This is a genomic window from Thiococcus pfennigii (assembly GCF_016583835.1).
Lineage (GTDB): Bacteria > Pseudomonadota > Gammaproteobacteria > Chromatiales > Chromatiaceae > Thiococcus > Thiococcus pfennigii.
On record NZ_NRRW01000003.1, the window covers coordinates 29,947 to 51,642 of the forward strand.

The 21,696-nt window shown below is 69.9% G+C and carries 18 protein-coding genes and 1 pseudogene; 12 read left to right on the top strand and 7 right to left on the bottom strand.

The features are described from left to right. Positions 1-86 precede the first annotated feature (86 nt). The 5 genes from CKO41_RS01675 to CKO41_RS01695 all read left to right on the top strand — a co-directional run bounded on the left by CKO41_RS01675 (position 87) and on the right by CKO41_RS01695 (position 3,727). Positions 87-1,151 (top strand): hypothetical protein, encoded by a 1,065-nt coding sequence (locus CKO41_RS01675; RefSeq protein ID WP_200381055.1) that lies wholly within the window; start codon positions 87-89, stop codon positions 1,149-1,151. 19 nt (positions 1,152-1,170) lie between these two features. Then, on the top strand, positions 1,171-1,833 hold the full coding sequence (locus tag CKO41_RS01680) for a hypothetical protein (RefSeq protein ID WP_200381056.1): 663 nt from the start codon (positions 1,171-1,173) through the stop codon (positions 1,831-1,833). Between the two features lie 482 nt (positions 1,834-2,315). Continuing rightward, positions 2,316-2,648: a DUF1820 family protein gene (locus tag CKO41_RS01685; RefSeq protein WP_200252481.1), complete on the top strand. Its 333-nt coding sequence runs from the start codon at positions 2,316-2,318 to the stop codon at positions 2,646-2,648. A gap of 65 nt (positions 2,649-2,713) precedes the next feature. After that, a complete protein-coding gene (locus CKO41_RS01690) occupies positions 2,714-3,292 on the top strand; it encodes an ankyrin repeat domain-containing protein (RefSeq protein ID WP_200252483.1) in 579 nt (192 codons plus the stop codon). Between the two features lie 96 nt (positions 3,293-3,388). Next, complete coding sequence (locus CKO41_RS01695) at positions 3,389-3,727, top strand: BolA family protein (RefSeq protein ID WP_200252485.1); 339 nt, start codon at positions 3,389-3,391, stop codon at positions 3,725-3,727. 20 nt (positions 3,728-3,747) lie between these two features. Here the strand turns inward: CKO41_RS01695 and CKO41_RS01700 are convergent, their stop codons facing one another. The 4 genes from CKO41_RS01700 to CKO41_RS01715 all read right to left on the bottom strand — a co-directional run bounded on the left by CKO41_RS01700 (position 3,748) and on the right by CKO41_RS01715 (position 8,533). Then, positions 3,748-5,106: an alanine/glycine:cation symporter family protein gene (locus CKO41_RS01700; RefSeq protein ID WP_200252486.1), complete on the bottom strand. Its 1,359-nt coding sequence runs from the start codon at positions 5,104-5,106 to the stop codon at positions 3,748-3,750. 187 nt (positions 5,107-5,293) lie between these two features. Next, the gene (locus tag CKO41_RS01705) at positions 5,294-6,625 is read right to left on the bottom strand and encodes a class II fumarate hydratase (protein ID WP_200381057.1); all 1,332 of its coding nucleotides are present in this window, start codon (positions 6,623-6,625) and stop codon (positions 5,294-5,296) included. Between the two features lie 19 nt (positions 6,626-6,644). Beyond that, complete coding sequence (locus tag CKO41_RS01710; protein ID WP_200252491.1) at positions 6,645-8,009, bottom strand: NAD-dependent succinate-semialdehyde dehydrogenase; 1,365 nt, start codon at positions 8,007-8,009, stop codon at positions 6,645-6,647. A 5-nt stretch (positions 8,010-8,014) separates the two neighbouring features. Then, positions 8,015-8,533, bottom strand: coding sequence for a hypothetical protein (locus CKO41_RS01715; protein ID WP_200381058.1), 519 nt, complete (start codon positions 8,531-8,533; stop codon positions 8,015-8,017). A 330-nt stretch (positions 8,534-8,863) separates the two neighbouring features. On the opposite strand from CKO41_RS01715, the gene CKO41_RS01720 reads away from it, so the two are divergent. From CKO41_RS01720 to CKO41_RS01735, 4 genes and pseudogenes are all read left to right on the top strand, one after another. Next, positions 8,864-9,307 carry a tetratricopeptide repeat protein gene (locus tag CKO41_RS01720; protein WP_200252496.1) on the top strand — a complete coding sequence of 148 codons (444 nt, stop codon included), beginning with the start codon at positions 8,864-8,866 and terminating at the stop codon, positions 9,305-9,307. A gap of 184 nt (positions 9,308-9,491) precedes the next feature. Beyond that, positions 9,492-10,595 carry an efflux RND transporter periplasmic adaptor subunit gene (locus CKO41_RS01725; RefSeq protein WP_200381059.1) on the top strand — a complete coding sequence of 368 codons (1,104 nt, stop codon included), beginning with the start codon at positions 9,492-9,494 and terminating at the stop codon, positions 10,593-10,595. Between the two features lie 12 nt (positions 10,596-10,607). After that, positions 10,608-13,775 carry an efflux RND transporter permease subunit gene (locus tag CKO41_RS01730; RefSeq protein ID WP_200381060.1) on the top strand — a complete coding sequence of 1,056 codons (3,168 nt, stop codon included), beginning with the start codon at positions 10,608-10,610 and terminating at the stop codon, positions 13,773-13,775. Between the two features lie 79 nt (positions 13,776-13,854). Then, positions 13,855-15,214, top strand: a pseudogene (locus CKO41_RS01735) (IS1182 family transposase). Positions 15,215-15,389: 175 nt separating this feature from the next. Here the strand turns inward: CKO41_RS01735 and CKO41_RS01740 are convergent. Then, a complete protein-coding gene (locus CKO41_RS01740; RefSeq protein ID WP_200381061.1) occupies positions 15,390-16,130 on the bottom strand; it encodes a PP-loop family protein in 741 nt (246 codons plus the stop codon). 224 nt (positions 16,131-16,354) lie between these two features. Between CKO41_RS01740 and CKO41_RS01745 the strand changes: the two genes are divergently transcribed. Beyond that, a complete protein-coding gene (locus tag CKO41_RS01745; protein ID WP_200381062.1) occupies positions 16,355-16,720 on the top strand; it encodes a hypothetical protein in 366 nt (121 codons plus the stop codon). 54 nt (positions 16,721-16,774) lie between these two features. Here the strand turns inward: CKO41_RS01745 and CKO41_RS01750 are convergent, their stop codons facing one another. Beyond that, the gene (locus tag CKO41_RS01750) at positions 16,775-17,488 is read right to left on the bottom strand and encodes an aldehyde dehydrogenase family protein (RefSeq protein WP_200381063.1); all 714 of its coding nucleotides are present in this window, start codon (positions 17,486-17,488) and stop codon (positions 16,775-16,777) included. Between the two features lie 360 nt (positions 17,489-17,848). Beyond that, positions 17,849-18,319 carry an aminoacyl-tRNA deacylase gene (locus CKO41_RS01755; RefSeq protein ID WP_200381064.1) on the bottom strand — a complete coding sequence of 157 codons (471 nt, stop codon included), beginning with the start codon at positions 18,317-18,319 and terminating at the stop codon, positions 17,849-17,851. 460 nt (positions 18,320-18,779) lie between these two features. Between CKO41_RS01755 and CKO41_RS01760 the strand changes: the two genes are divergently transcribed. Then, positions 18,780-19,226, top strand: a complete 447-nt coding sequence (locus tag CKO41_RS01760) for a hypothetical protein (RefSeq protein WP_200250383.1) — start codon at positions 18,780-18,782, stop codon at positions 19,224-19,226. Between the two features lie 177 nt (positions 19,227-19,403). Continuing rightward, a complete protein-coding gene (locus tag CKO41_RS01765; RefSeq protein WP_200381065.1) occupies positions 19,404-21,398 on the top strand; it encodes a TonB-dependent receptor plug domain-containing protein in 1,995 nt (664 codons plus the stop codon). Positions 21,399-21,696: the final 298 nt, after the last annotated feature.

The following is a 21,696-nucleotide window of genomic DNA, read 5'->3' on the forward strand; positions in this document are numbered from 1 at the left end:
TCGACCCGCTCCGAAATCCCTGGCGGGTCGTCGATCGGCGGCGTTTCCGCCGCCTTGTCGAGCACTCTCCAACAGTCGAGGGCCAAGTGAACGGGCGCGCCTTTCTCTTCCTGCTGATCGCGGTCGCCGCAGGACCATCGCTCGTCGGCTGCGCAACGCAACCGATGACGACCGCCGCCGCCGAGCCGGTCGATGTCCGTGCCATGATCGTCGGCAAGCCGCAGATCCAGCTGCCAGGGGCGCGGCTCGCCGAGGTCCGGTCGATCGCGCTCGGCGCCGCCCACTCCAAGGGCTGGACACCGGTCGAGGAGACGAGCGACCAACTGGTCCTCCAGCGACCGATGGACCCGACCTCGCCGCAGGCCGTCGCGCTCGGGGCCGCCGGCGAGCGCAGCCCGATCGTCCAGGTCAACACCTATCTGGTCGAGGAACCGGGCGGGGTGCGCGTCGCCCTGGCCGCCGAGGTCCTCACGACCGCCCCCGACCAAACGACCAAGACCGTCGATTACACGGAGGCCTACCGGGCCGACCTCGAGCGTTCGCTCGAATCGCTGAGCGAGACCTGGGTGGCGAACCGCGAGCGCGTCGCCGCCGCATTGACCGGAACCCGCTCCGCCGCCCAGTCGCCGGAGATCCCCTACCCCTATGGCGACCCCAATGCCGACCTCGACGGGGTCCCGAGCGACCCGCTCAAGGCCGCCTGGGCGTCCGCCACGACGTTGGTAGGCGAAGGGTCAGACGGCTCCGCCACCTCCGGACAGGCGACCGGGGCGAGCGCCCCGCCGGCCGCCGGGGTCTCGTCGCCGAGCGCGGGGCCATCGTCGTCTCAGTCGTCTTCGTCCCAGCCAGCGCAGCGCTCGGGCGGCGCCCCGGTCGTCGACATGAACGCCGCCACCGCCTGGGGCACAGGCACCACGACGACCTCGACGGCCAGCGAGGCCAGTTCGGTCGCGTTCAACGAGCGCCCGCGCACCGGCATGTGGGCCTACTATGCCGAGCAGTTCGCCATCACGCGCGGCTGCGCACTGACCGACCAGGGTGCCGTCCTCGTCGAGCAGCGGCCCGACGCCGAGATCCTCGACGTCGCCTGCGCCAACCTCCCGACCTTCCGGCTGCGCTGCCACAACGGGGTGTGCCGCGGCCTGGACTGACGGGCATCCGCAGAGACCCGTGCTGCGCCCCCTGGCCGCCCTGCTGCTCGCCGCCGGCGTCCTGCTCGCCGCCCCCGCGGTGGCCGCCCAGGAGGCGGGCCCGGCGGTCCGGCTCGACGGCGCCAGCCTCGACGAGGCCCGCCAGGTCGCCCTCGACGCGGCGGCGCGCCGCGGCTGGTCGGCCATCGCCGTCGAACCGCGGCGCATCACCCTCGAGCAGACGCTGCCCGGACCCGCACCGCGGCTCGAGCGCCCGGCCGAGACCCTGGTGCGGGTGTACGCGACATTCCTCCCCGACGGCGACGACGTCCTCGTGCAGGTCCAGGCGATCCGGATCGACGCGCCGGAGACGCCCACCGAGCGCCGCACCGACATCACCGGACCCTATCGGGACAACCTGATGAACGCCTTGCGCGCCCTCCAGGGGCACTGGGCAAGCCGCTTCACGGTCCTCGACCCGCCGCCCCGGGCGCAGCCCGCGGCCAGGCCGGGCCAGGCCCACCTCGGAACCTGGGCCTACTATGCCGAGCGCTATGCCGAGGCCCGGGGCTGCCGCCTCGCCGATGCAGGGGCCGAACTCCTCGACGCCGACAGCGATGCCGAACTGCACCGCGTCCCTTGCCGCGACGGCACCGCCATCCTGGTACGCTGCCACCTCGGGGAGTGCGGCGCCGCCCGCTAACGGACCTCCGGCGCCGCCACCGGGCACCTCCCAGAAATTGTCAGAAGCTGACGCCGTCGGCGCGAGCGGGCTGCGCCGAGATCGCAAGCGCCTGCTTTCCCTATCGATATTTTTTGGCATCAAAGATGAATCAGCAAAGCCAGGTCGACCGGGGCAAACCAGGGTCGGGGGCCGGGTGCAGCACGCGCCTCGGCCACCGCCGCCCACCCCGGGCCGACCGTTCGGAGCGCCGCCGGAGCGCGTAGGGGCCCCGCGGCCTTGCATTCGATTGCCGGCGGCCGCCCGATCCGCCGGGATCGCCAGGGAACGCCGCCGAAAGACGCACACGATCACGGACCTCCGGCGGACTCGGGCGTGGGCCATCCTCGGTCAAGTGCCGGGGATGGCCCCCCCTTTTTCCGGCTCCATGCGCGTGGGCACGCTTTCGCCCTCTGGTCTCATCGGTCACAATAGGCCCTCGTCACCGCCCCGAGAGCCGCACCATGCGAGTGTTCCGCGTCGCCTTCTTCAACCAGGGCAAGGTCTACGAGATCTACGCCCGCCATGTGCGTCAGGGCGAGTTCTATGGCTTTGTCGAGATCGAGGGCATCCTGTTCGGGGAGGCTTCCTCGATGCTCGTCGACCCCGCCGAGGAACGCCTCAAGAGCGAGTTCAAGGGCGTCCAGCGCAGCCTGATCCCGATCCACGCCGTCGTGCGCATCGACGAGGTCGCCAAGGAGGGCACAGGCAAGATCCACGAACTCGGCGAGGGCTCCAACATCACCCCCTTCCCCTCGCCGTCGCTCTACGCCCCGGGCAAGGACAAGGACCGCTAGCCGCGGCGGCCGCCCTTGCGATATCGCATTGGCCGGCCACGGCCGGCACGGCGATGATGGCGGGCATGCAGCACACCCGCCTCCAACGTCACCTCCTGATCGCCGGCGTGGCCCTGCTGGTCGGCTGCGGCGATCGCTCGCCCACCGACGACTCCGCCCAAGGCGACGCCCCGGCGCTGATCCAGGCCGCCGAGCACGGCGACATCTCGGCACTGAACGCCCTCCTCACGGACCGGGGCGAGCCCGACGTACGCGACGCCTGTCAGTGGACCCCGCTGATGAAGGCAGCCCTGAACGGCCACCTGGCCGTCGTCGAGCGCTTGGTCGCCGCCGGCGCCACCCTCGATGCCGAGGACAGCGGCGGCTACACGGCGCTGATGCTCGCCGCGTCGAACGATCACGCGGCCGTCGTCGACTACCTGGCGACGCGCGGCGCCCGGCTCGACCACCAGGAAGGGACCCAAGGCTTCACGGCGCTCATCTGGGCGGCCAAGCTCGGTCACGCAGCGACAATCGAGACCCTGCTGCGCCATGGCGCCGACACGGCCCTCGCCGACCACACCGGCCGCACCGCCGCCGAGCGGGCCGCGGAAGAGGGCTTCCCGGACATCGCCGCCAAGATCGAGGCCGCCGCCGGCGCCTGAGCCGACGCGGCGCGCCCGACAGGCTGGCGGTTGTCCGGCGCCCATCCGCCCCCACCTCCGGGTCTTGTCAATAACCCCGATCCGGAGCCGTCCGCAATGTCCCGCAAGACCCGCATCGAAGAGGCCCTCGCGACCCGGCTGTCGCCGATCCATCTCGAGGTCATCGACGAGAGCCGCCAGCACGCGGTCCCGCCGGGGGCCGAATCCCACATCAAGGTCGTCGCGGTGAGCCTCCAGTTCGCCGGGCAACCGCTCCTCGCCCGTCACCGGCTCGTCAACGGCGCCCTCGCCGGTGAATTCGCCACCGGGCTGCACGCCCTGTCGATCCACGCCTGGACGCCCGAGGAGTGGGCGATGCGCGACGCGGCCGTGCCGGCATCGCCGCCGTGCCGCGGCGGCTCCAAGGAACCGCCGGGCGGCCAAGCCGCCGCCTGACGGACGGCGGCTGCATCCGATCACCCCGCCCGGTGCGGCGAGGGCTGGCGCGCGAAGTATTCCCGCGTGATCCGGAAGACCACTGGCGAGAGCAGCAGCAGCGCGACCAGGTTCGGGATCGCCATCAGGGCATTGAGCGTGTCGGCCACCAGCCACACGAAGTCCAGGTGCAGCAACGCCCCGACCGGGATCGCGGCGACCCAGATCAGGCGGAACGGGGTGATCGCGCGGACGCCGAAGAGGTACTGGACGCAACGCTCGCCGTAGACGCTCCAGCCCAGGATGGTCGTGAAGGCGAACAGTGCGAGACCCAAGCCGACGATGTAGCCGCCGACGCCGGCCAGACCGGCCTCGAAGGCCGCCGACGAGAGGACCGCCCCCGTCTCGCCGGACGACCAGACCCCGGAGACCATGATCACCAGCCCGGTGATCGTGCAGATGATCAGGGTGTCGAGGAAGGTACCGAGCATCCCGACCGTGCCCTGGGCGACCGGGTCGTCGGAACGGGCCGAGGCGTGGGCCATCGGCGCACTGCCGAGCCCGGCCTCGTTCGAGAAGATGCCGCGCGCCACGCCCATCTGGATCGCCAGCATGACGCCAGCCCCGGCGAAGCCGCCGAGACCGGCGGCGGGCGTGAAGGCAAACTGGACGATCTGCTGGATCGCGCCAGGGATCGCGCCCAGGTTGGCCGCCAGTACGACCAGACCCCCACCGACGTAAGCGATCGCCATGAAGGGCACCAGCCGGCCGGCGACCTCGGCGATCCAGCGGATGCCGCCGATCAGGACCAGGCCGACGAGCGAGGCCATGACCACTCCCGAGACCCACTTCGGCACCGCGAAATTGCTCTGCAGGACATCGGCGACCGAGTTCGCCTGCACCGTATTGCCGATGCCGAAGCCGGCCAGCGCACCGAAGACGGCGAAGGCGATCGCCATCCAGGCCCACCTCTCGCCGAGGCCATTGCGGATGTAGTACATGGGCCCGCCGACGTAGGCGTCCTTCTCGTCGACCTCGCGGTACTTCATCGCGAGTACCGTCTCGGCATACTTGGTCGCCATCCCGACGAGGGCCGTGCACCACATCCAGAACAGGGCGCCCGGCCCGCCGATCGCGATCGCCGTGCCGACGCCCGCGATATTGCCGGTACCGATCGTTGCCGACAGCGAGGTCATCAACGCATTGAACGGCGTGATATCGCCGGCACCCTGCCCGACCCGACCGCGCCAGAGCATCCGGAAGCCATAGCCGATGTGGCGCAACGGCATGAACCGCAGCCCGATCGTCAGATAGAGGCCGGTGCCCAAGATCAGCACCAGCATCGGCGGCCCCCAGACCAGCCCGTTCAGCCCTTTGATGACGTCGGTGATCAACTCCATCAGGTCCCCTCCCCCAGGATAACCGGCAGTGGCACGAAAAGGCGTGAAACTATAGCAGCGCCACCGCCCGCCTCCTAACCCCTCCAAAAAGGCAAAAAAGGGGTCAGAGCCCTTTTCTCCTTAAGGGGACCTAACGTGGCGGGGCATCCCTGCCCCGCGCGGGCACCTTGAATTTTTCTAGATGCCCTTAAAAGGGCTCTGACCCCTTTCTTAGGAGCCGGCGCAGCTCGTCGTCGCCGAGCGCCGTCTCCTCGCGAGCGACTTCGAGCACCGTGCGGTCCTCGGCGAGTACGCGCCGGGCGATCGCCGCCGCCCTATCGTAGCCGATCACCGGGGCGAGCGCCGTCGCGAGCATCGCGTTGCGGGCAAGGCCCCGCGCGAGCCCCGCGCGATTGACCCGAAAACCCATGATCGCCTTCTCGCGCAGCGCCGTGCAGGCACCGCTGAGCAGCGCGATCTGCTCGAGCAGGTCGGCGCCGATCAGCGGCAGCATGGTGCAGAGCTGGAAGCGGCTATCCTGGGCCGCCAATGCGATCGCCGCATCGAGGCCGACGACCTGGACGCAGGCCATCGCCACGGCCTCCGGGATCACCGGATTGACCTTGCCGGGCATGATGCTGCTGCCGGCCTGGAGCGCCGGCAGCTCGATCTCGGCCAGGCCCGCGGTCGGGCCGCTGGCCATCCAGCGCAGGTCGTTGGCGGCCTTGAGCAGTGCGAGCGCCAGGACCCGCAGCTGGCCGCTCAGCTCCACCGCCGTGTCCTGACTTGCGATCGCTGCCCGAAAATCCGGGGCCGGTGCGAAGTCGAGGCCGGTGCGCCGCGACAACTCGTCGGCGAAGGCCTCGGCGAAGCGCGGGTCGGTGTTGAGGCCGGTGCCAACGGCGGTGCCGCCCTGTGCGATGCGCCGCAGTCGCGCACCGGCATCGACGAGGCGCGCCCGGCAGGCGCGCACCTGCGCCGCCCACCCGCCGAGCTCCTGGCCGAGGGTCAGCGGCACCGCATCCATCAGGTGGGTTCGCCCGGTCTTGACGATGTCGGCCGTCTCGGCCGCCCGCCGCTCGATCGCCTCGGCCAGGGCATCCAGCTCGGCGTCGAGCCCGACCAGCGCCAGCGCGGCGCTCAGGTGAATCGCGGTCGGGATGACATCGTTGCTGCTCTGGCCGCGATTGACCTGGTCGTTCGGATGCACCGGCTCGCCGAGCGCGCGGCCGGCGAGGGTCGCGATCACCTCGTTGGCGTTCATGTTCGTCGAGGTGCCGGAACCGGTCTGATAGACGTCGACCGGGAACTGCCCGTCCAGCTCGCCGGCAGCGACCCGCTCGGCGGCCTCGGCAATCGCCGCGGCCGTCGCCGACGGCAGCGCGCCGAGGGCACCATTGACCCGCGCCGCGCAGGCCTTGATCAGCCCCAGGGCATGGATGAAGGACGGCGGCATCGGCCGGCCGCCGATCGCGAAGTTCTCGATCGCGCGTCGCGTCTGCTCGCCGTAGAGGGGCGCCTCCCCGGGCTCATCGTGCATCGTCGCATCTCCGTCGCCGCTAGCCGACCCACAGGGTCTTGGCGTTTACGAACTCGCGGATCCCGAGTTCGCCGAGCTCGCGGCCATAGCCCGAGTCCTTGATGCCGCCGAACGGCAGTCGCGGGTCGCTTTTGACGATGCCGTTGACGAAGGCGGCACCGCAGGCCATGCGCCGGGCGAAGGCCTCACCGCGCCTCGGGTCGGCGGTCCAGACGCTGCCGCCAAGCCCGTAGCGGCTGTCGTTGGCGATGCGGAGCGCCTCGGCCTCGTCGGCGGCACGGATGACGGCCGCGACCGGCCCGAAGAGCTCGTCCTCGTAGGCCGGCATCCCGGGCGCGACCCGATCGAGCAGGGTCGCGGCATAGAACCAGCCGGGGCCCTCGAGCGGACGGCCGCCCGCCAGGCAGCGCGCCCCGGCGCGCAGGCTCGCGCGAACCTGCTCGTCGAGTTGCTCGCGCAGATCGGCGCGGGCGAGGGGCGCGAGCGTGGTCGCCGGATCGAGCGGATCGCCCGGCCTCAAGGCCTCGATCGCCGGACGCAGCCGGGCGACGACGTCGTCGGCGCGAGCGGCGACGACGATGAAGCGCTTGGCCGCAATGCAGCTCTGCCCGGCATTGATGAAGCGTCCGCGTACGGCGGACTCGACGACGGCATCGAGGTCGGCATCCTCGAGGACGACGAAGGCGTCGGAGCCGCCGAGCTCCAGCACCGTCTTCTTCAAGTGCTCGCCGGCTGAGCGCGCGACCCGACGGCCGGCGGCCTCGCTGCCGGTCAGGCTGACGGCGCGGATGCGCGGATCGGCGACGAGCGCCTCGGCCCGCGCGGCGTCGATCAGGAGGGTAGCGAAGACCCCGACGGGCAGGCCGGCCTCGGCAAAGACCTCGGCAATCGTCAAGGCGCAGCGCGGCACGTTCGAGGCGTGCTTGAGGAGCACCGTGTTGCCGGCCGCGAGCGCCGGCGCGGCGCAGCGGAAGACCTGCCAGAACGGGAAGTTCCAGGGCATCACGGCGAGGACGAGGCCGAGCGGCTGAAAGACGACGAGGCTGCGCCCGGCATCGGAGTCGACCGGTACATCGGCCAGGAACCGCTCGGCGTGCTCGGCGTAGTAATCGCAGACGAGCGCGCACTTGTCGATCTCGGCCTCGGCCTCGCCGATCAGCTTGCCCATCTCCCGTGTGATCACCCGCGCCAGCTCCTCGCGACGGGCGCGCAGCCGCTCGGCGACGGCCGAAAGAAACGCGGCGCGCTCGGCGACCGGCCGGGCCGCCCAGGGGCCGGCGACGGCGGCCGCGGCGGCGACCGCCCGCGCGACGTCCGTCTCGTCGTGCCGGGCGATGGTCTCCAGGATCCCGCCGTCGCACGGATTGATCGATTGCAGCGCCATGGTCGTCATCCCTCCCCATCGCCGTCCCGTGCCCCGGCGGCAGCCTGCGCGGTCAGGTCGCGTGCCCAGTCGGGCAGGCGCTCGCGCACCCGGAGCGCGACGTTCTGGTCATGGCTCGCCAACCACTCCTCGAGCGCCGCCGCACCCTCGTCCAGCACCCCGCAGACCGCCGGTGCGCGCGTGAGCGCCGGCAGATCGGCGAGCAGGTCGAGGAGCATCCCGCGGGCGATGCCGTGGCGTTCGAACAGGTCGGCGAGGCCCGCGAGTAGCGCCTCGTCGGGGAGTGGGCCGGCGCGGCGAAAGCGTCGTGCGGCCCCGAGCAGGAAGAGTTCGAGGCCGAGCCGCGCCCCGGGCTCGCTCGGATGCTCGGGCAACGCCGCTAGGCACGCGGCGACGAACGGCTCGAAGGCCGCAAGGGGCCGCGGAACACCGGCCCTGCGGGGCAGGAAGGCAGTATGCCTCTCGCCCTGCGAATCGACCACGAGGGGACGGCCATCGGGGGCCTGCTGCCAGATCTCAGTCATTGCCGCGACTCTCGAATCTCGTGTAGTGAACGACGGACCGCATGCCGGTCAGCTAGGCCGGCCTTGTCCTTGACTCCGGGCAAGAGCCACCTGCTCCTCTCGACACGATCCCGGTCCTAGCCGCGCCCAAGGCCGACCGCGCCGGTCCATGATCGGGCGATGGCGCCCGCAGGCCGCAACTTCAATAGGCACGTCAAAACGGGGTCAGAGCCGTTTTTCTAGAATCCGGCTTAAAAAGGGGTCTGACCCCTTTTTGAAGAGTTGAATTTTGCGATGGGCGCTCCACCCTGCGACGAGGGCCGGCGTGGGCCGGTCAGGAGATCACCGAAGATGAGCGAATCGATCAGCGACCTCGACATGGAACTCGCGAGCGGCATCGCCGCGTTCGAGTCCAAACAATTCTCGCGGGCCGCCGGCCTGCTCTCGCCGCTCGCCGAGGCTGGCCACCCGGAGGCCCAGTACCGGGTCGCGATCATGGCCCAGAATGGCCTCGGGATGCACCCCAATGCCCTACTCGCCTACAAGTACATGAAGGCCGCCGCCAAGGCCGGCCTCGCTGTCGCCCAGCACGGTCTGGGCTTCATGTACATGGAGGGCGAGTGCACCGAGAAGGATGCGACCAAGGCCGTCGAGTGGTTGACCAAGGCCGCCGAGCAGGGCCTCGCAGGCTCGCAGACGATGCTCGCGATCATGTACGAGGAGGGCCGCGGGGTCGCCAAGGACCTCGAAGAGGCCCGCAAGTGGTACCGGCTGGCCGGCTTCGACGAACGCTGAGACGACCCCCGGCCGCGGCGCGAGGCGTCGAGGCGGGGTCGCGACGCGGCGTAGCTCCTGGTAATGTAGACTCGTCGTGGTCGCCCGGCGCGCGATAGGCCCCGGCGCGCCCGAGGGCGGGCTGCCGTGCCTTCGACGATTGCCTGCGGAGACTCCCCGCCAGACAGGCCACGCCAGGAGCCTCATGCCGATCCGGATCGACCCCCTCCACCGCCAGCCTTGGATCCTCTTCGTCGCCGTCCTCGCTGCGTTCGGTCCGGCCCGCGCGGCCGCGCCCGCACAGGGCGCCCCCGTCGCGGTCGGGCGCGCCGACCAGACGGCGATCGTCCGTGAGGTGACCGTGACCGGCACCGTGACCTCGCCGCGCACGGCCGCCCTGTCGACCCAGGTGGCCGGCATGGTGACGCGTCTGACCGTCGACGCCGGCGATCGGGTCGCCCGCGGCGATCTCCTCGTCGAACTCGATCGCGAGGTCGCCGCCTTCACGCTCGCGACGGTCCAGGCCGAGACCGAGCGGGCGACCGCGGCCCTCGCCGATGCCCAGCGGCGCCTTGGCGAGGCGCGCGCACTGGTCGGCGACGGCGGCTTCTCGCAGAGCGAGGTCGAGACGCTGGCCGCCGAGGTCACGATGGCCCAGGCGGCACTGACGGCCGCCGAGGCCGAGGCGCACCGCCAGGCAGCGGTCGTGGCCCGCTATCGGGTCACGGCCCCCTTCGCCGGGGTCGTCGCCGAGCGCGTCGCCGAGCTCGGCGAATGGATCACGCCCGGCACGCGGGTGCTGGAACTGGTCGCCATCGATGGGCTGCGCTTCGATTTTCGGGTCCCCCAAGAGCTGTATCCGCTGCTCGGGGAGGCCACGCCGGTGACCGTGTGGCTCGATGCACTGCCGGGGCAACCGTTCGTCGGGCGGGTCCAGGCCATCGTCCCGGTCAGCGACCCCCGGGCCCGGACCTTCCTGCTGCGCGTCCTGCCCGCCGAGGCCCTGCAAGCGGCCATCACCCCTGGGATGTCCGCGCACGCGACGCTGCGCATCGACACGGGTCGGCGCGGCGTCGTCGTGCCGCGCGATGCCCTGCTGCGCTACCCGGACGGACGGGTCTCGGTCTGGCGCCTCGATCGTTCGGGCGAGGCCCCTCGGGTACGCGAACAGCGGGTGACGCCGGGCCTCGCGTTCGGCGAGCGGATCGAGATCCGCGAAGGCCTCGAGGCCGACGCACCGGTCATCGTCGAGGGCAACGAGGCCCTGCAGGACGGCCAGGTCGTGCGCGTGCGCGACTCGGCCCGCTGAGGGCGCCCCGTCATGTTCGAGGCGATCATCCGCCGTGGCGTCCTGATGAGCGTGATCGTCCTCATCATCGCCGTCCTCGGCATCCTCGCCGCGCTACGCATCCCGGTGCAGATGATCCCCGACCTCGAGGTGCGCACCGTCACCGTGCGCACGGCCTGGCCGGGCGCGACGCCGCAGGACGTCGAGAAGGAGATCCTGATCGAGCAGGAGGAATACCTGCGCACGATTCCCAACCTGCGCCGCCTCGTCGCGACCGCCTCGAGCGGCCGCGCCGAGATCGAGCTGGAATTCCCGTTCGGCGTCGACATCACCGAAACCCTGATCCGCGTCAACAACGCGCTGAATCAGGTGCCCGCCTACCCGGTCGCCGTCGACGAACCACGCGTCTACGCGACCTCCTTCTCGCAGCACTCGTTCATGTATTTTCGGGTCACGCCACTGCCCGGCAATCCGCGCGGACTCGACATGGACATGATGCGCGACTTCATCGAGGACGAGGTCCGCACGCGCATGTCGAGCGTCGCCGACGTCTCGCAGATCGGGGTCTGGGGCGGCGCCGAGCGACAGGTGCGCATCCTCATCGACCCGCGACGCCTCGCCCAGCGCGATCTGACGATCGCCGACGTGCGCGACGCGGTGCGGGCGCGCAACCAGGACGTCTCCGCCGGCGAGGTCGAGAGCGGCAAGCGGCGCTACCTGCTCCGCACGGTCGGGCGCTTCGACGAGATCGACGCCCTCGGGGATCTGATCCTGGCGCGGCGCGGCGACACCCTGATTCGCCTGCGCGACGTTGCCGAGATCGTCCTCGATCACTTCGAGATCCGCGCCCACTCCTACGTCGACGGCGCGCCGGTGATCAACCTCTCGGTGCGCCGCGAGACCGGCTCGAACGTCATCGAGATCAAGCGGGCGATGATGGCGGCGGTCGCCGAGATCAACGACGAGATCCTGCGCCCGGCCGGTATGGAGATGGCGCTCACCTCGGACGATGTACGCTACGTCGAGGCCTCGGTCGCCAACGTCTGGCAGAATCTGGCGATCGGCATGCTCCTGGCGACGCTCGTCATGTACGCCTTCCTGCGCTCGTGGCGGGCGACCCTGGTCGGCACCCTGGGCGTGCCGATCTGCACGATCGCCGCCTTCCTCGGCCTGCTCCTGACCGGGCGCACGATCAACGTGATCTCGCTGGCCGGGATCGCCTTCGCGATCGGCATGACGCTCGACAACAGCATCGTCGTGCTCGAGAGCATCGAGATCGAGCGGCGTCGCGGCCTGGACCGCTTCCGCGCCGCCGTCGCCGGGGTGCGGCGGGTCTGGCCGGCGGTGCTCGCCTCGACCCTGACGACGGTGCTGGTCTTCGCCCCGGTGGTCTTCATCCAGGAGGAGGCCGGACAGCTCTACTCGGACGTCGCGATCGCGATCTCCTCGGCGATCCTGATCTCGATGCTGGTCGCCATCACGGTCGTGCCGACCGCGAGCGCGCGCCTCGCGTTCCACGCCGGCGAGGTCGGCGGCTGGGGCCTGGGCCGACGCGTCCTCGCGGGGGTCGACTGGTTGATCGACGGCGCCCAGCGGCGCGCGGCGACCATCGTCGTCGCCGTGCTCGCGAGCCTCGCCGTCATCGGGTGGCTGACCCCGTCCGCCGAGTACCTGCCCGAGGGCGAAGAGGCCAAGACCTTCGCCCGCATGAATGCACCGGCAGGGTATAACCTGGAGCGGATGAGCGAGATCGGCGCCGAGCTGCAACGCGACCTGCTGCCGCATGTCGACGCCGACCCGGAGGCCTATGCCCGAGGCGAAGCACCCGTGCCGGCGCTACGCTATCTCAACATGCGCATCGAGCCCGAGGGCATCCGCCTCATCGCCGAGCCCGTCGATCCAGGCCAGATCGACGCGCTGATGACGACCCTGCGCCGGCTCTACGAGGCCTACCCGGGGATGCGCGCCTTCGTCTCGCGCGGCTCGATCATCACCAGCAACGAGGGCGGCACGCGTAGCATCAACCTCGATATCTCGGGACCGCGCCTGGAGACCATCTACGGGGTCGCGCTCGCCGCCTATCGGCGCGCCGGGGAGGTCTTCGACCGGCCACGTATCCAGTCCGACCCGCCGACCCTCTCGCTGGCCCAACCGCTGATCGAGGTCCACCCCGACTGGGAGCGGGCCAGCGAACTGGGGATGACCGCCGGCGACCTCGGGTACACGGTCGCTGCCCTCACCGACGGGGCCTTCGTCGACGAGTTCTTCCTCGCCGACGACAAGATCGACATCTACCTCTTCAGCACCGCCGGATCGGCCGCCGAGGTCGGCGACATCGCGACCCTGCCGATCTACACCCGGACCGAGGCCGTGCTGCCGCTCGCGGCCATCGCTGACATCGTCGAGACCGTCGACACTAGCCTCATCCGCCGCGTCAACGGCAATCGCACCGTGACCCTGAACATCATCCCGCCGGCGGACGTCGCGTTGGAGCGCGGCGTCGAGATCGTCCAACGCGATGTCCTCGGACACCTGCGCCAGGCCGGGGAGATCCCCTCGGACGTCTCCATCGACCTCTCGGGCGCGAGCGACCAGCTCGAGGCGACGCGCGCCTCGCTGAGCGGCAATTTCGTCGTCGCCCTGATCATCGTCTATCTGGTCATGACGGCGATCTTCACCCACTGGGGATACCCGCTGCTCATCATGACGACGATCCCGCTCGGCATCGCCGGGGGTATCGTCGGGCTCTGGCTGCTCAATCTGGTCGGCGGTCTGCTGCCGCGCCTCGGCCTGGAGGCGATCCACCAGCCGTTCGACATGATCTCGATGCTGGGCTTCCTGATCCTGATGGGCACGGTCGTCAACAACCCGATCCTGATCGTCCACCGGGCGATCGACAATGTCCGTGCGGTCGGTCTCGGCGCCGTCGCCGCGGTGCGCGAGGCGGTCGAGGCGCGCCTGCGACCGATCGCGATGTCGACGATCACGACGATCGCCGGCCTCTCCCCGCTCGTCTTCATCCCCGGGGCCGGGACCGAACTGTACCGGGGGGTCGGCGCGATCGTACTCTTCGGCATCCTGGGCGCCGCCGCCGTGACCCTGACGATGCTGCCGGCCCTGACCGTCTTCGTCCTCCAGCTCAGCGAACGGCGCGCCCGGGCCGCTCGGGACGGGCAGCCTTTAGGGGAATCCGGGACCTAGCAGCCTGTCGGACTTTCCGTGGGTCGGGCGGCGGGCCTGCCGGTAGAATAGGACGTCCCAACGCGCAGAGCCTGTACCGATGAGCAACTTCCGACCGATCGCCCGTGCCATCGACTTTCTGCTGCCGCCATCGGTGCAGGAGTGGCTGCCCGCGCGGCACTTGGCGCGCTACATCGTCGAGGTGGTGGAGGGGTTGGACCTCAGTGCGCTGGAGCGGGCTTATGGTGGCCGGGGGAGTGCGGCCTATCACCCGGCGATGCGGCTGGCGCTGTTGATCTATGGCTACGCCACCGGGTGCTACTCCAGCCGCAAGATCGAGCGGGCGACCTATGACTCGCTGGCGTTTCGCTACATCGCCTGCAACACCCACCCCGACCACGACACCTTGGCCAGCTTCCGGCGCCGCTTCCGCAAAAAGTTTGAAGAGGTCTTCGTGTCGGTGCTGGTGGTAGCGCGGGAAAACCAGCTCAGCCAGTTCGGCAGCGTCAGTCTCGACGGCACCAAGATTCACGCCAACGCCAGCCGGCACAGTGCCCTGTCGTATGGCCACGCCGAGGCCATCGAAGCGCAGCTCAAGGCGGAGGTCCAGCAACTGCTGGCGCTGGCCGAGGAGGCCGACGGTGGCCACGTCCCCGATGGACTGAGCATCCCGCAGGAGCTGATGCGGCGCGAAGACCGCCTGGCGGCCATTGCCGAGGCCAAGGCCAAGATCGAGGCCCGAGCGGCGGAGCGCTTCGCCCGCGAGCAGGCCGATTACGAGGCCAAGCTCGCCGCGCGCGCCCAGCGTGCCGCCGACACCGGCAAAAACCCCCGCGGCCAAGCCCCCCAAGGCCCCCGAGCCCGGACCTCGCCCGGCGGATCAGATCAACCTCACCGACGCGGCATCGCGGATCATGCCGGTCGCCGGCGGGGGCTTTGAGCAGTGTTACAACGCCCAAGCGGTGGTTGATAACGAGACCATGCTGGTGCTGACGCCCCAGGTCACCCAGGCGGTCAACGACAAGCAACAGGTCACGCCGATGCTCGAGCGGGTGCGGGCACTGCCCGCGGGGCTTAACCAACCCAAGCAACTCCTCGCCGACGCCGGCTATTTCAGTGCCGAGAACGTCGCCACCTGCGAGCAGGCCGGCATCGAGCCGCTGATCGCCGTGCAGCGCGATCACCACCATCCCCATTGGAGCGAGCGCTTCAGTGAGCCCGCCGCACTGCCGCCCGACCCGAACCCCGTGCAGCGCATGACCCATCGCCTGAAAACCACAGCGGGCCGGGCCTCGTACGCCCTGCGCAAACAGCGGGTCGAGCCGGTCTTCGGCATCATCAAGTCCGTGATGGGGTTTCGCCAGTTCCTCACCCGCGGCCTGGACAACGTCCAGGGCGAGTGGACCCTGGTGTGCCTGGCGTGGAATCTAAAGCGCATGGCGGCTTTGCGCCCGCAGTAAGGGAAAACGAGAGGAATACTGCGCGTTTCGCCGATATGCGTCGCTTTTGCGCAACAAATGGCCCTTCAATGGGCTCCAAACGGCTATTCCAAGGGCTAAGTCCGACAGGCTGCTAGGGCCGATTCGTCGATGGGCAGACGACTCGGGCCCGATGTCGGGTCAGGCCGCGCGGCCCTCAGGGCGGCGCGCCCTCGGTCAGCAAGGGCCGGATCGCACGGAGGATATTGGCGAACAGGTGCGGGTGCTCGGCCTCTTCGCGCGCCAGCAGGGCCTTCATGTGCTCGCGGCGACTCGGCATCGTGAAGCAGGCCGGGCAGCTGTCGGGGACGACCGGCAGGCCGGCGGCCTCGGCGAAGGCGGCCGTCTGGCGCTCGCGGCAATAGGCGAGCGGCCGGATGATGCGGATATCGCCGGCATCGTTGCGGTAGTGGGCCTTCATGGTCCGCAACTGCCCGCCGTGGAAGAGCGACATCAGCAGGCTCTCGGCGAGATCGTCGAGGTGCTGACCGAGGGCGAGGACGCCGTAGCCCTCGCGGCGGCAGAGCCGGTACATGATGCCGCGCTTCATCCGCGCGCAGTAGGCGCAGAAGGAGTCGCCGTCCATGTGCGCCTTGGCCTGTTCCATGATCGGTTGCTGTTCGTAGAGCCACGGGATGCCGAGGTCCCCGTAGTAGGCCTTGAGCGGCGCCGGGTCGAAGCCCGGCACCTCGGGGTCGACGGTGATGACGCCGAGCTCGAAGCGCACCGGGGCATAGGTCTGGAGGTGGCGGAGGATCGCAAGCAACGACAGCGAGTCCTTGCCGCCGGAGACCCCGAGCAGGATGCGATCGCCATCGCGGATCATGTCGTAGTCGACGATGGCGCGCCCGACGAGGCGCAGGAGGGACTTAGGGGGCTTGATCCGGGCTTCGCTCATGGCGGTTAGTCTACCCGATTCGCCCGCTCGTCCGCGGCCGGCGCTGCACCTCCCGCCCGAACTCGGGGCACACCGACCCAGCCATCCCCGGGGGGGTTGATCGATGTCAGTGTCACCAGGGTCGGAACGGGCAACGATTATCAGAGTTATTTTTAACGTCAGACCGCCGGTCGGCGATGACCGAGCGCGTGTCAGCGCGAGCCCCGCGCGCGACAGGGGGAACGATGATCGAGATCCGCCACAGCATCCCCGGCCGGCTGCGGCTGCGCATCGCGCGGCTCGGCGGCGACCGCGCCCTGGGGGCGCGGCCCGAGGCGGCGCTCGCAGAGGTCGAGGGCGTCCACCGGGTGCGCGCCAACCCGGTGTGCGCGGCGCTGCGCGCGGTGCGGAACCTGAGCCGGATGGCGCTCAGGACCGCCGATCAGAACTACCATTTCGCGATCGGCACCGACCTCATCGGCATCGGGCTCGGCGCCACCGGGATCCTGTCGCCGGCGACCGGCGGCCTGATCCACATCGCCCATACGCTGGGGATCCTGGCCAACTCCGCGCGGCTGCTCGGTTTCGAGGCGCCGACACCGCGTCGATGAACCGCCGAGGGCCGCCGCCAGGGCAGATCCTCCCAACGCGGCCCTGTCGGCCACTCAGGCGATCGAGGCGCCCCGCATCGGGCCGGCGGACGGCGGCGGCAGGGTCTGCGGCCCGAGCGACAACGGGCGGTTCGCCGTCAGCGGGATACCGACCTCGAGCCCAAGCCCCATCAGGACATTGACGACACCGGCCGGCAGACAACCGGCGACGGCGCAGAGCATCGAGGGCAATCGGGCCGCCGCCTGGCGGCGGGTCGAATAGAGCGCCGCGACGACGACGGTGCAGCCATCGATCAGCGCCCGAAAGACTTGCGTCAGGCCCGCCATCGGTGGGGTCGCGGCCGAGATGACCAGGCAAGAGACACCGCACGGGGCCGCCTCGACGACGGGCTCCGGATCGCCCGGGGAGAGCAGGCCCAGCGTACGCTCGAGGGTGGCGACGAAGTCGTCTCGGAAGCCCTCGATCGCCCCCCTCGGGACCGCCTTGTCGCCGTTGATGCGCGCGCAGCACTCGTCGAGCCAGTGATCCATCCTCCGCTCGCGGATCAGGGCCGGGATCTGCCGGATCAGGGACTCGCGCTCCTCCTGCGTCAGGTCGCGCCAGCGCCACAGCGCCGACTGGGCGGCGGCGAGGGCCTCCTCGACGTCGTCGGCGTTGGAGCGGGCGACGCAGATCGGCGCGCCGCCGATCGTCGGTTCGCGAAACAGATCGAGGTAGGCCCCGGAGTACGGCGGCTGCCAACGGCCATCAATGAGATTGTCCAACATGAGTGCTCTCCTGATTCTGGTAAGGCGGTGTCGCCAAACAGGCGCGTCGGCATCGCCGCAAGGTCTGGACGTCGCTGGACCGGATCCGTTCTCCACCGCACCTCCCGGTCGGACGGCACGTCCCACGGCGCCGATTCCGTTCGGCCTTTATTGATAATAGTTATCATTTTCTAGTTATCGTTGCGGACCGTCAAGGTGACCACCAGCGCCACGCGCGTCCGGTCTCGTCAGTGACGGAAGATCCCCGGTCCGCGGGACATCCCGCCGCGGCATTCAGAGCCGCGGGATACCTAACCCCGCAATGCCTTCGATCTGCCCCCCAGCGACACCGAGACCCTGCCCGATGCCGGGCTACGCGGATCAGGTCGCCCCGCTGAAACGGCCGCGGCGGGCACCCTTCAGCAGGCCCTGGAAGGCCTCGCCGTCGACATGCACGAGATGTTGGTGATCTCCGGCCTCGAAATAGACGTCGTGGAGGCTCGTGAGGTCCTCGTCGAGGAAGGTCTCGACGCCGTAGGCGGGGCCGAGCGGCGGGACCGCCCCCCGCGCACAGTCGGGAAAGAGCGCGTCGAGATCGGACTCCTCGACGAGCGCGAAGTCCCGCCCGGCCGCCTGATTGAGGCGCTCGAGGTGCAGCCAGGCGGTACCCGGGATGACGGCCATCGCATGACCGTCCTGGTCGCGCAGGATGACCGCCTTGGCCATATGGTCTTCGGGCACATGGGCGGCCGTCGCCGTCTCATGCGTAGAGCCGGTCGCCTTGTGGGCCACCAGCTCGTACCCTACCCCCTGGCCGTTCAGGTAGGTCTCGACACTCGTCGCAATCGTCATCGCTGCCCTCCTGTCCTGCTCCATCCAATCTTTTATATTAACCAATTTAGGGTCACGCTGCGGTAATGCCAATACCAGGCAGATCCCGTGTATTTGGCGCCCGCGGTGGCAGAGATAATCCGACCTTCTATCTCTGATACCAACTATAGACCGTCGCGGCGTACCGAGCATTCACCAAATCCACAAGAAATTTCAGGAAACTGTGGGTGGCGGCCCGCAACGGACCACGGGACCGAGATCCAACGACGGCGCATCATGGGTCCCACGCGGGCCACTGGGTCCGCCCCGCCAGGCACCCGTCCCCGCTCGCCGGTCGGCGAAAACCCCAAGGCAATAGTTGCTAATGCTTCTCGTTATCTTATAATAGGGCGCGAACAGGGCGCATCGCCGAGGCAGACCGCCGCCTCTCCCCCACAGGGGCTCCGGATCCGCCCTTACCCCAAGACCCGAGCCAAGCTCCATGCCCAAGACCCTGAAGACCCTGATCGCCGCCGTCGCCCTCGCCGCCGCACTCTCGCCCGCACACGCCGGGCACCGCATGCCGGTCAACGAACTGATCGCCCTCCCCCACCCGATGCGGGTCATCGCCCGCGACCCGAGTCGCTTCGCGCTGAGCGAACGGCAGCAGGCTCGGCTCGGCGCCGAGATCCTGGCCGTCTATCCGCGCCAGATCCACCCGCGGGTGCAGCGCGCCGCCGAACTCGAACGGCGCATCCACCGCGCCCTGTTCATCGATGGCGCGAACGGTGCCACAGTGCACGCCGAGTTGACCGCACTCACGCGACTCAAGCGCGAGATCACGGACCTGCGGATCGCGGCCCTCGGCCGCTTCCGCGACATCCTCACCGAGGCACAGTTCGCCCGGATCATGGCCGAGGCGACACCGAGCCCCGGCCCCGCCCGCTAGCCCGTCGCCGGCGGCCCCGAGGGGGCCACCGCCACACCAAGCTCGGCCCATCGGCAGCGCCCGCGACGGCGAGGGCCTAGTCGTGCCCGCACGCCGCGGGAAGAGGACAGGCAACCGAACGGCGCACCCTGCCAGGCGACCAGGTTTACCCGCGACATCCACGACGAGACCGACACCATGCAGACGGAAAACCGCGAACGCGCCGCGACCCGGCCCCTCGCCCCCGGGCGATCCGGGCGCCGCCCCGGCTGGCTGATCCCCGGCATCCTCCTCTCGGCGGCGGCCCCGCTCGCCGCCGAGGAGCCGCTGTCGGCCGTGACCCTCGACACCCTGAGCGTCACCGCGACACGTTCGGCGACCGCCATCGAAGCGCTGCCGGGCCCGATCCAGATCTTCGACCGCGACGACATCGAGCGCCTCGACGCCCGGCGCCTGAGCGAGGTCCTGCGGCTCGCCCAAGGGGTACACATTCAGAAAAAGGGGACCCGCGATACGGTCTCGATCCGCGGCTTCACGAACGAGCAGACCCTGATCCTCATCGACGGACGGCGCCTCGCGAGCGAGCCATCGCAGAAGTTCGAGCTCGACCGCATCACGCTCGAGAACGTCGAGCGCATCGAGATCGTGCGCGGCCCCTCCAGCGCCCTCTACGGCGCCGACGCCCTCGGCGGCGTCATCAACGTCATCACCCGCCGCCCCGAGGCCGCGACCTTCCAATTCCGCAGCCGCTGCGGCCAGTTCGAGCTCGGTCACGAAGAGGGGTGCGAGGGCGGCTTCTACGGCGCGATCAGGCCGTCGGCGAATCTCGGCCTGTCGCTCTCGGGGACCCGGATCGACCAGCCAGGCGTCACCCTCGACTCGGGCGCCAGCCTGGTCGACGACGAGGACCTGGTGGACTTCACCGTCGAGTCCGACTGGCGGATGAACGAGGCCCTGCGCCTGATCGCGACCGCCAAGTACCTGCACAGCGACAGCCATTTCCTCGCCGAGTCGGGCGGCGGCAAGCTCACCCGCACCGACGAGGACGACGAGCGCACCGACCTGGCGCTCAGCCTCGACTACGCCGCGGAGGACCGCGAGGGACGCCTCCAGCTCTACTACTCGCGCTTGGACAAGGACCGCGAGCAGCGCCTCGAGGGCACCGGCAAGCTCCAGGAATTCGACGAGGTCCGGGTCGAGAAGACCAGCGCCGACGGCCAGTACAGCTGGTTCCTGGCACCGCCGCACCGGATCACGGTCGGCGGCGACTACCGCATCGAGGCATTCCGCGGCACGACGATCGCGACCGGGCAGGACGAATACCAGGTCACCCGCGAGGGCCTGACCGCCACCGGCTCCGAGGCGCACATCGACTACTGGGCCGTCTTCGCCCAGGACCAGTGGCAGGTCGCGCCGCGCTTGAACCTGGTCCTCGGCGGGCGCCTCGACGGCTCCGACCAGTTCGACAACGAGCCGACCGGCAAGCTCGGCGTCGTCTACGATCTGGTGGATCGGCCCGACGCCGCGCTCCAGCTCAAGGGCCAGGTCGCCCAGGGCTACCGCGTGCCGACCGTCCGCGACCTCTACGTCAACGTCACGAAGGGCAGTTTCACCCGCATCGGCAACCCGGACCTCGAACCCGAGCACTCCAGGAGCCTCGACCTCGCCCTGGAGGGGCGCTACGAACGGCTCCGCGGGCGCCTCGGGCTCTTCCACAACGAGGTCGAGGACCTGATCGCCGAGCGGACGATCGGCACGCGGCCCGACGGCAGACCGATCCGCCAGTACCGCAACGTCGACGAGGCGACGCTGCGCGGTCTCGAGGCCGGCCTCGGCTGGCAGTCCCTCGGCGATCTCGCGGTCGATCTCGACTACATGTACCTCGACGCCCGCGACGAGGGCACCGACAGCCGCCTCGAGGACCGCCCACGCCACCGCTTCGTGACGACGCTGCGATACGACTATCAACGCTGGGGCCTCGGGCTCACCCTCTCGGGCGACTACAACCTCGACGTCCTCGACGCCAGCTCGGGCAAAGAGAAGGACTACGGGGTCTGGGACCTGGACATCGCACAGCCCCTCACCGAGCAACTCGACCTGCGCCTCGGCGTCGAGAACCTCTTCGACGAACGCGACGCCGACCTGCTGCTCGCCGGGCGTTTCCTCTACATCGGCCTCAACGGCGCCTTCTAACCCACCGGACAGGGGGGCCACTGGAGGGGGGGAGCCCCTTTCGAGACGACCGCAGCCGGCGCTCGCAGAGCGACCCGGCGGCGGCCGTGACGCCCGGGGGTCCGAATGGCCGCGTACCGATCTACCCCCGCCGGTCCTCTATCGAACGATGTCGCGCCCGCGGATCTCGATCCTGTGACCGGGCCGGCGTCGAAGACGACCCGGTAATCGCCGTAAGGCCTGTCGAACTCCAGCTCGCCTTCCTCGCTCATCACCCCCTCGATGAGCGGATTGCCCCGTCGATTCGAGGACCCGCACC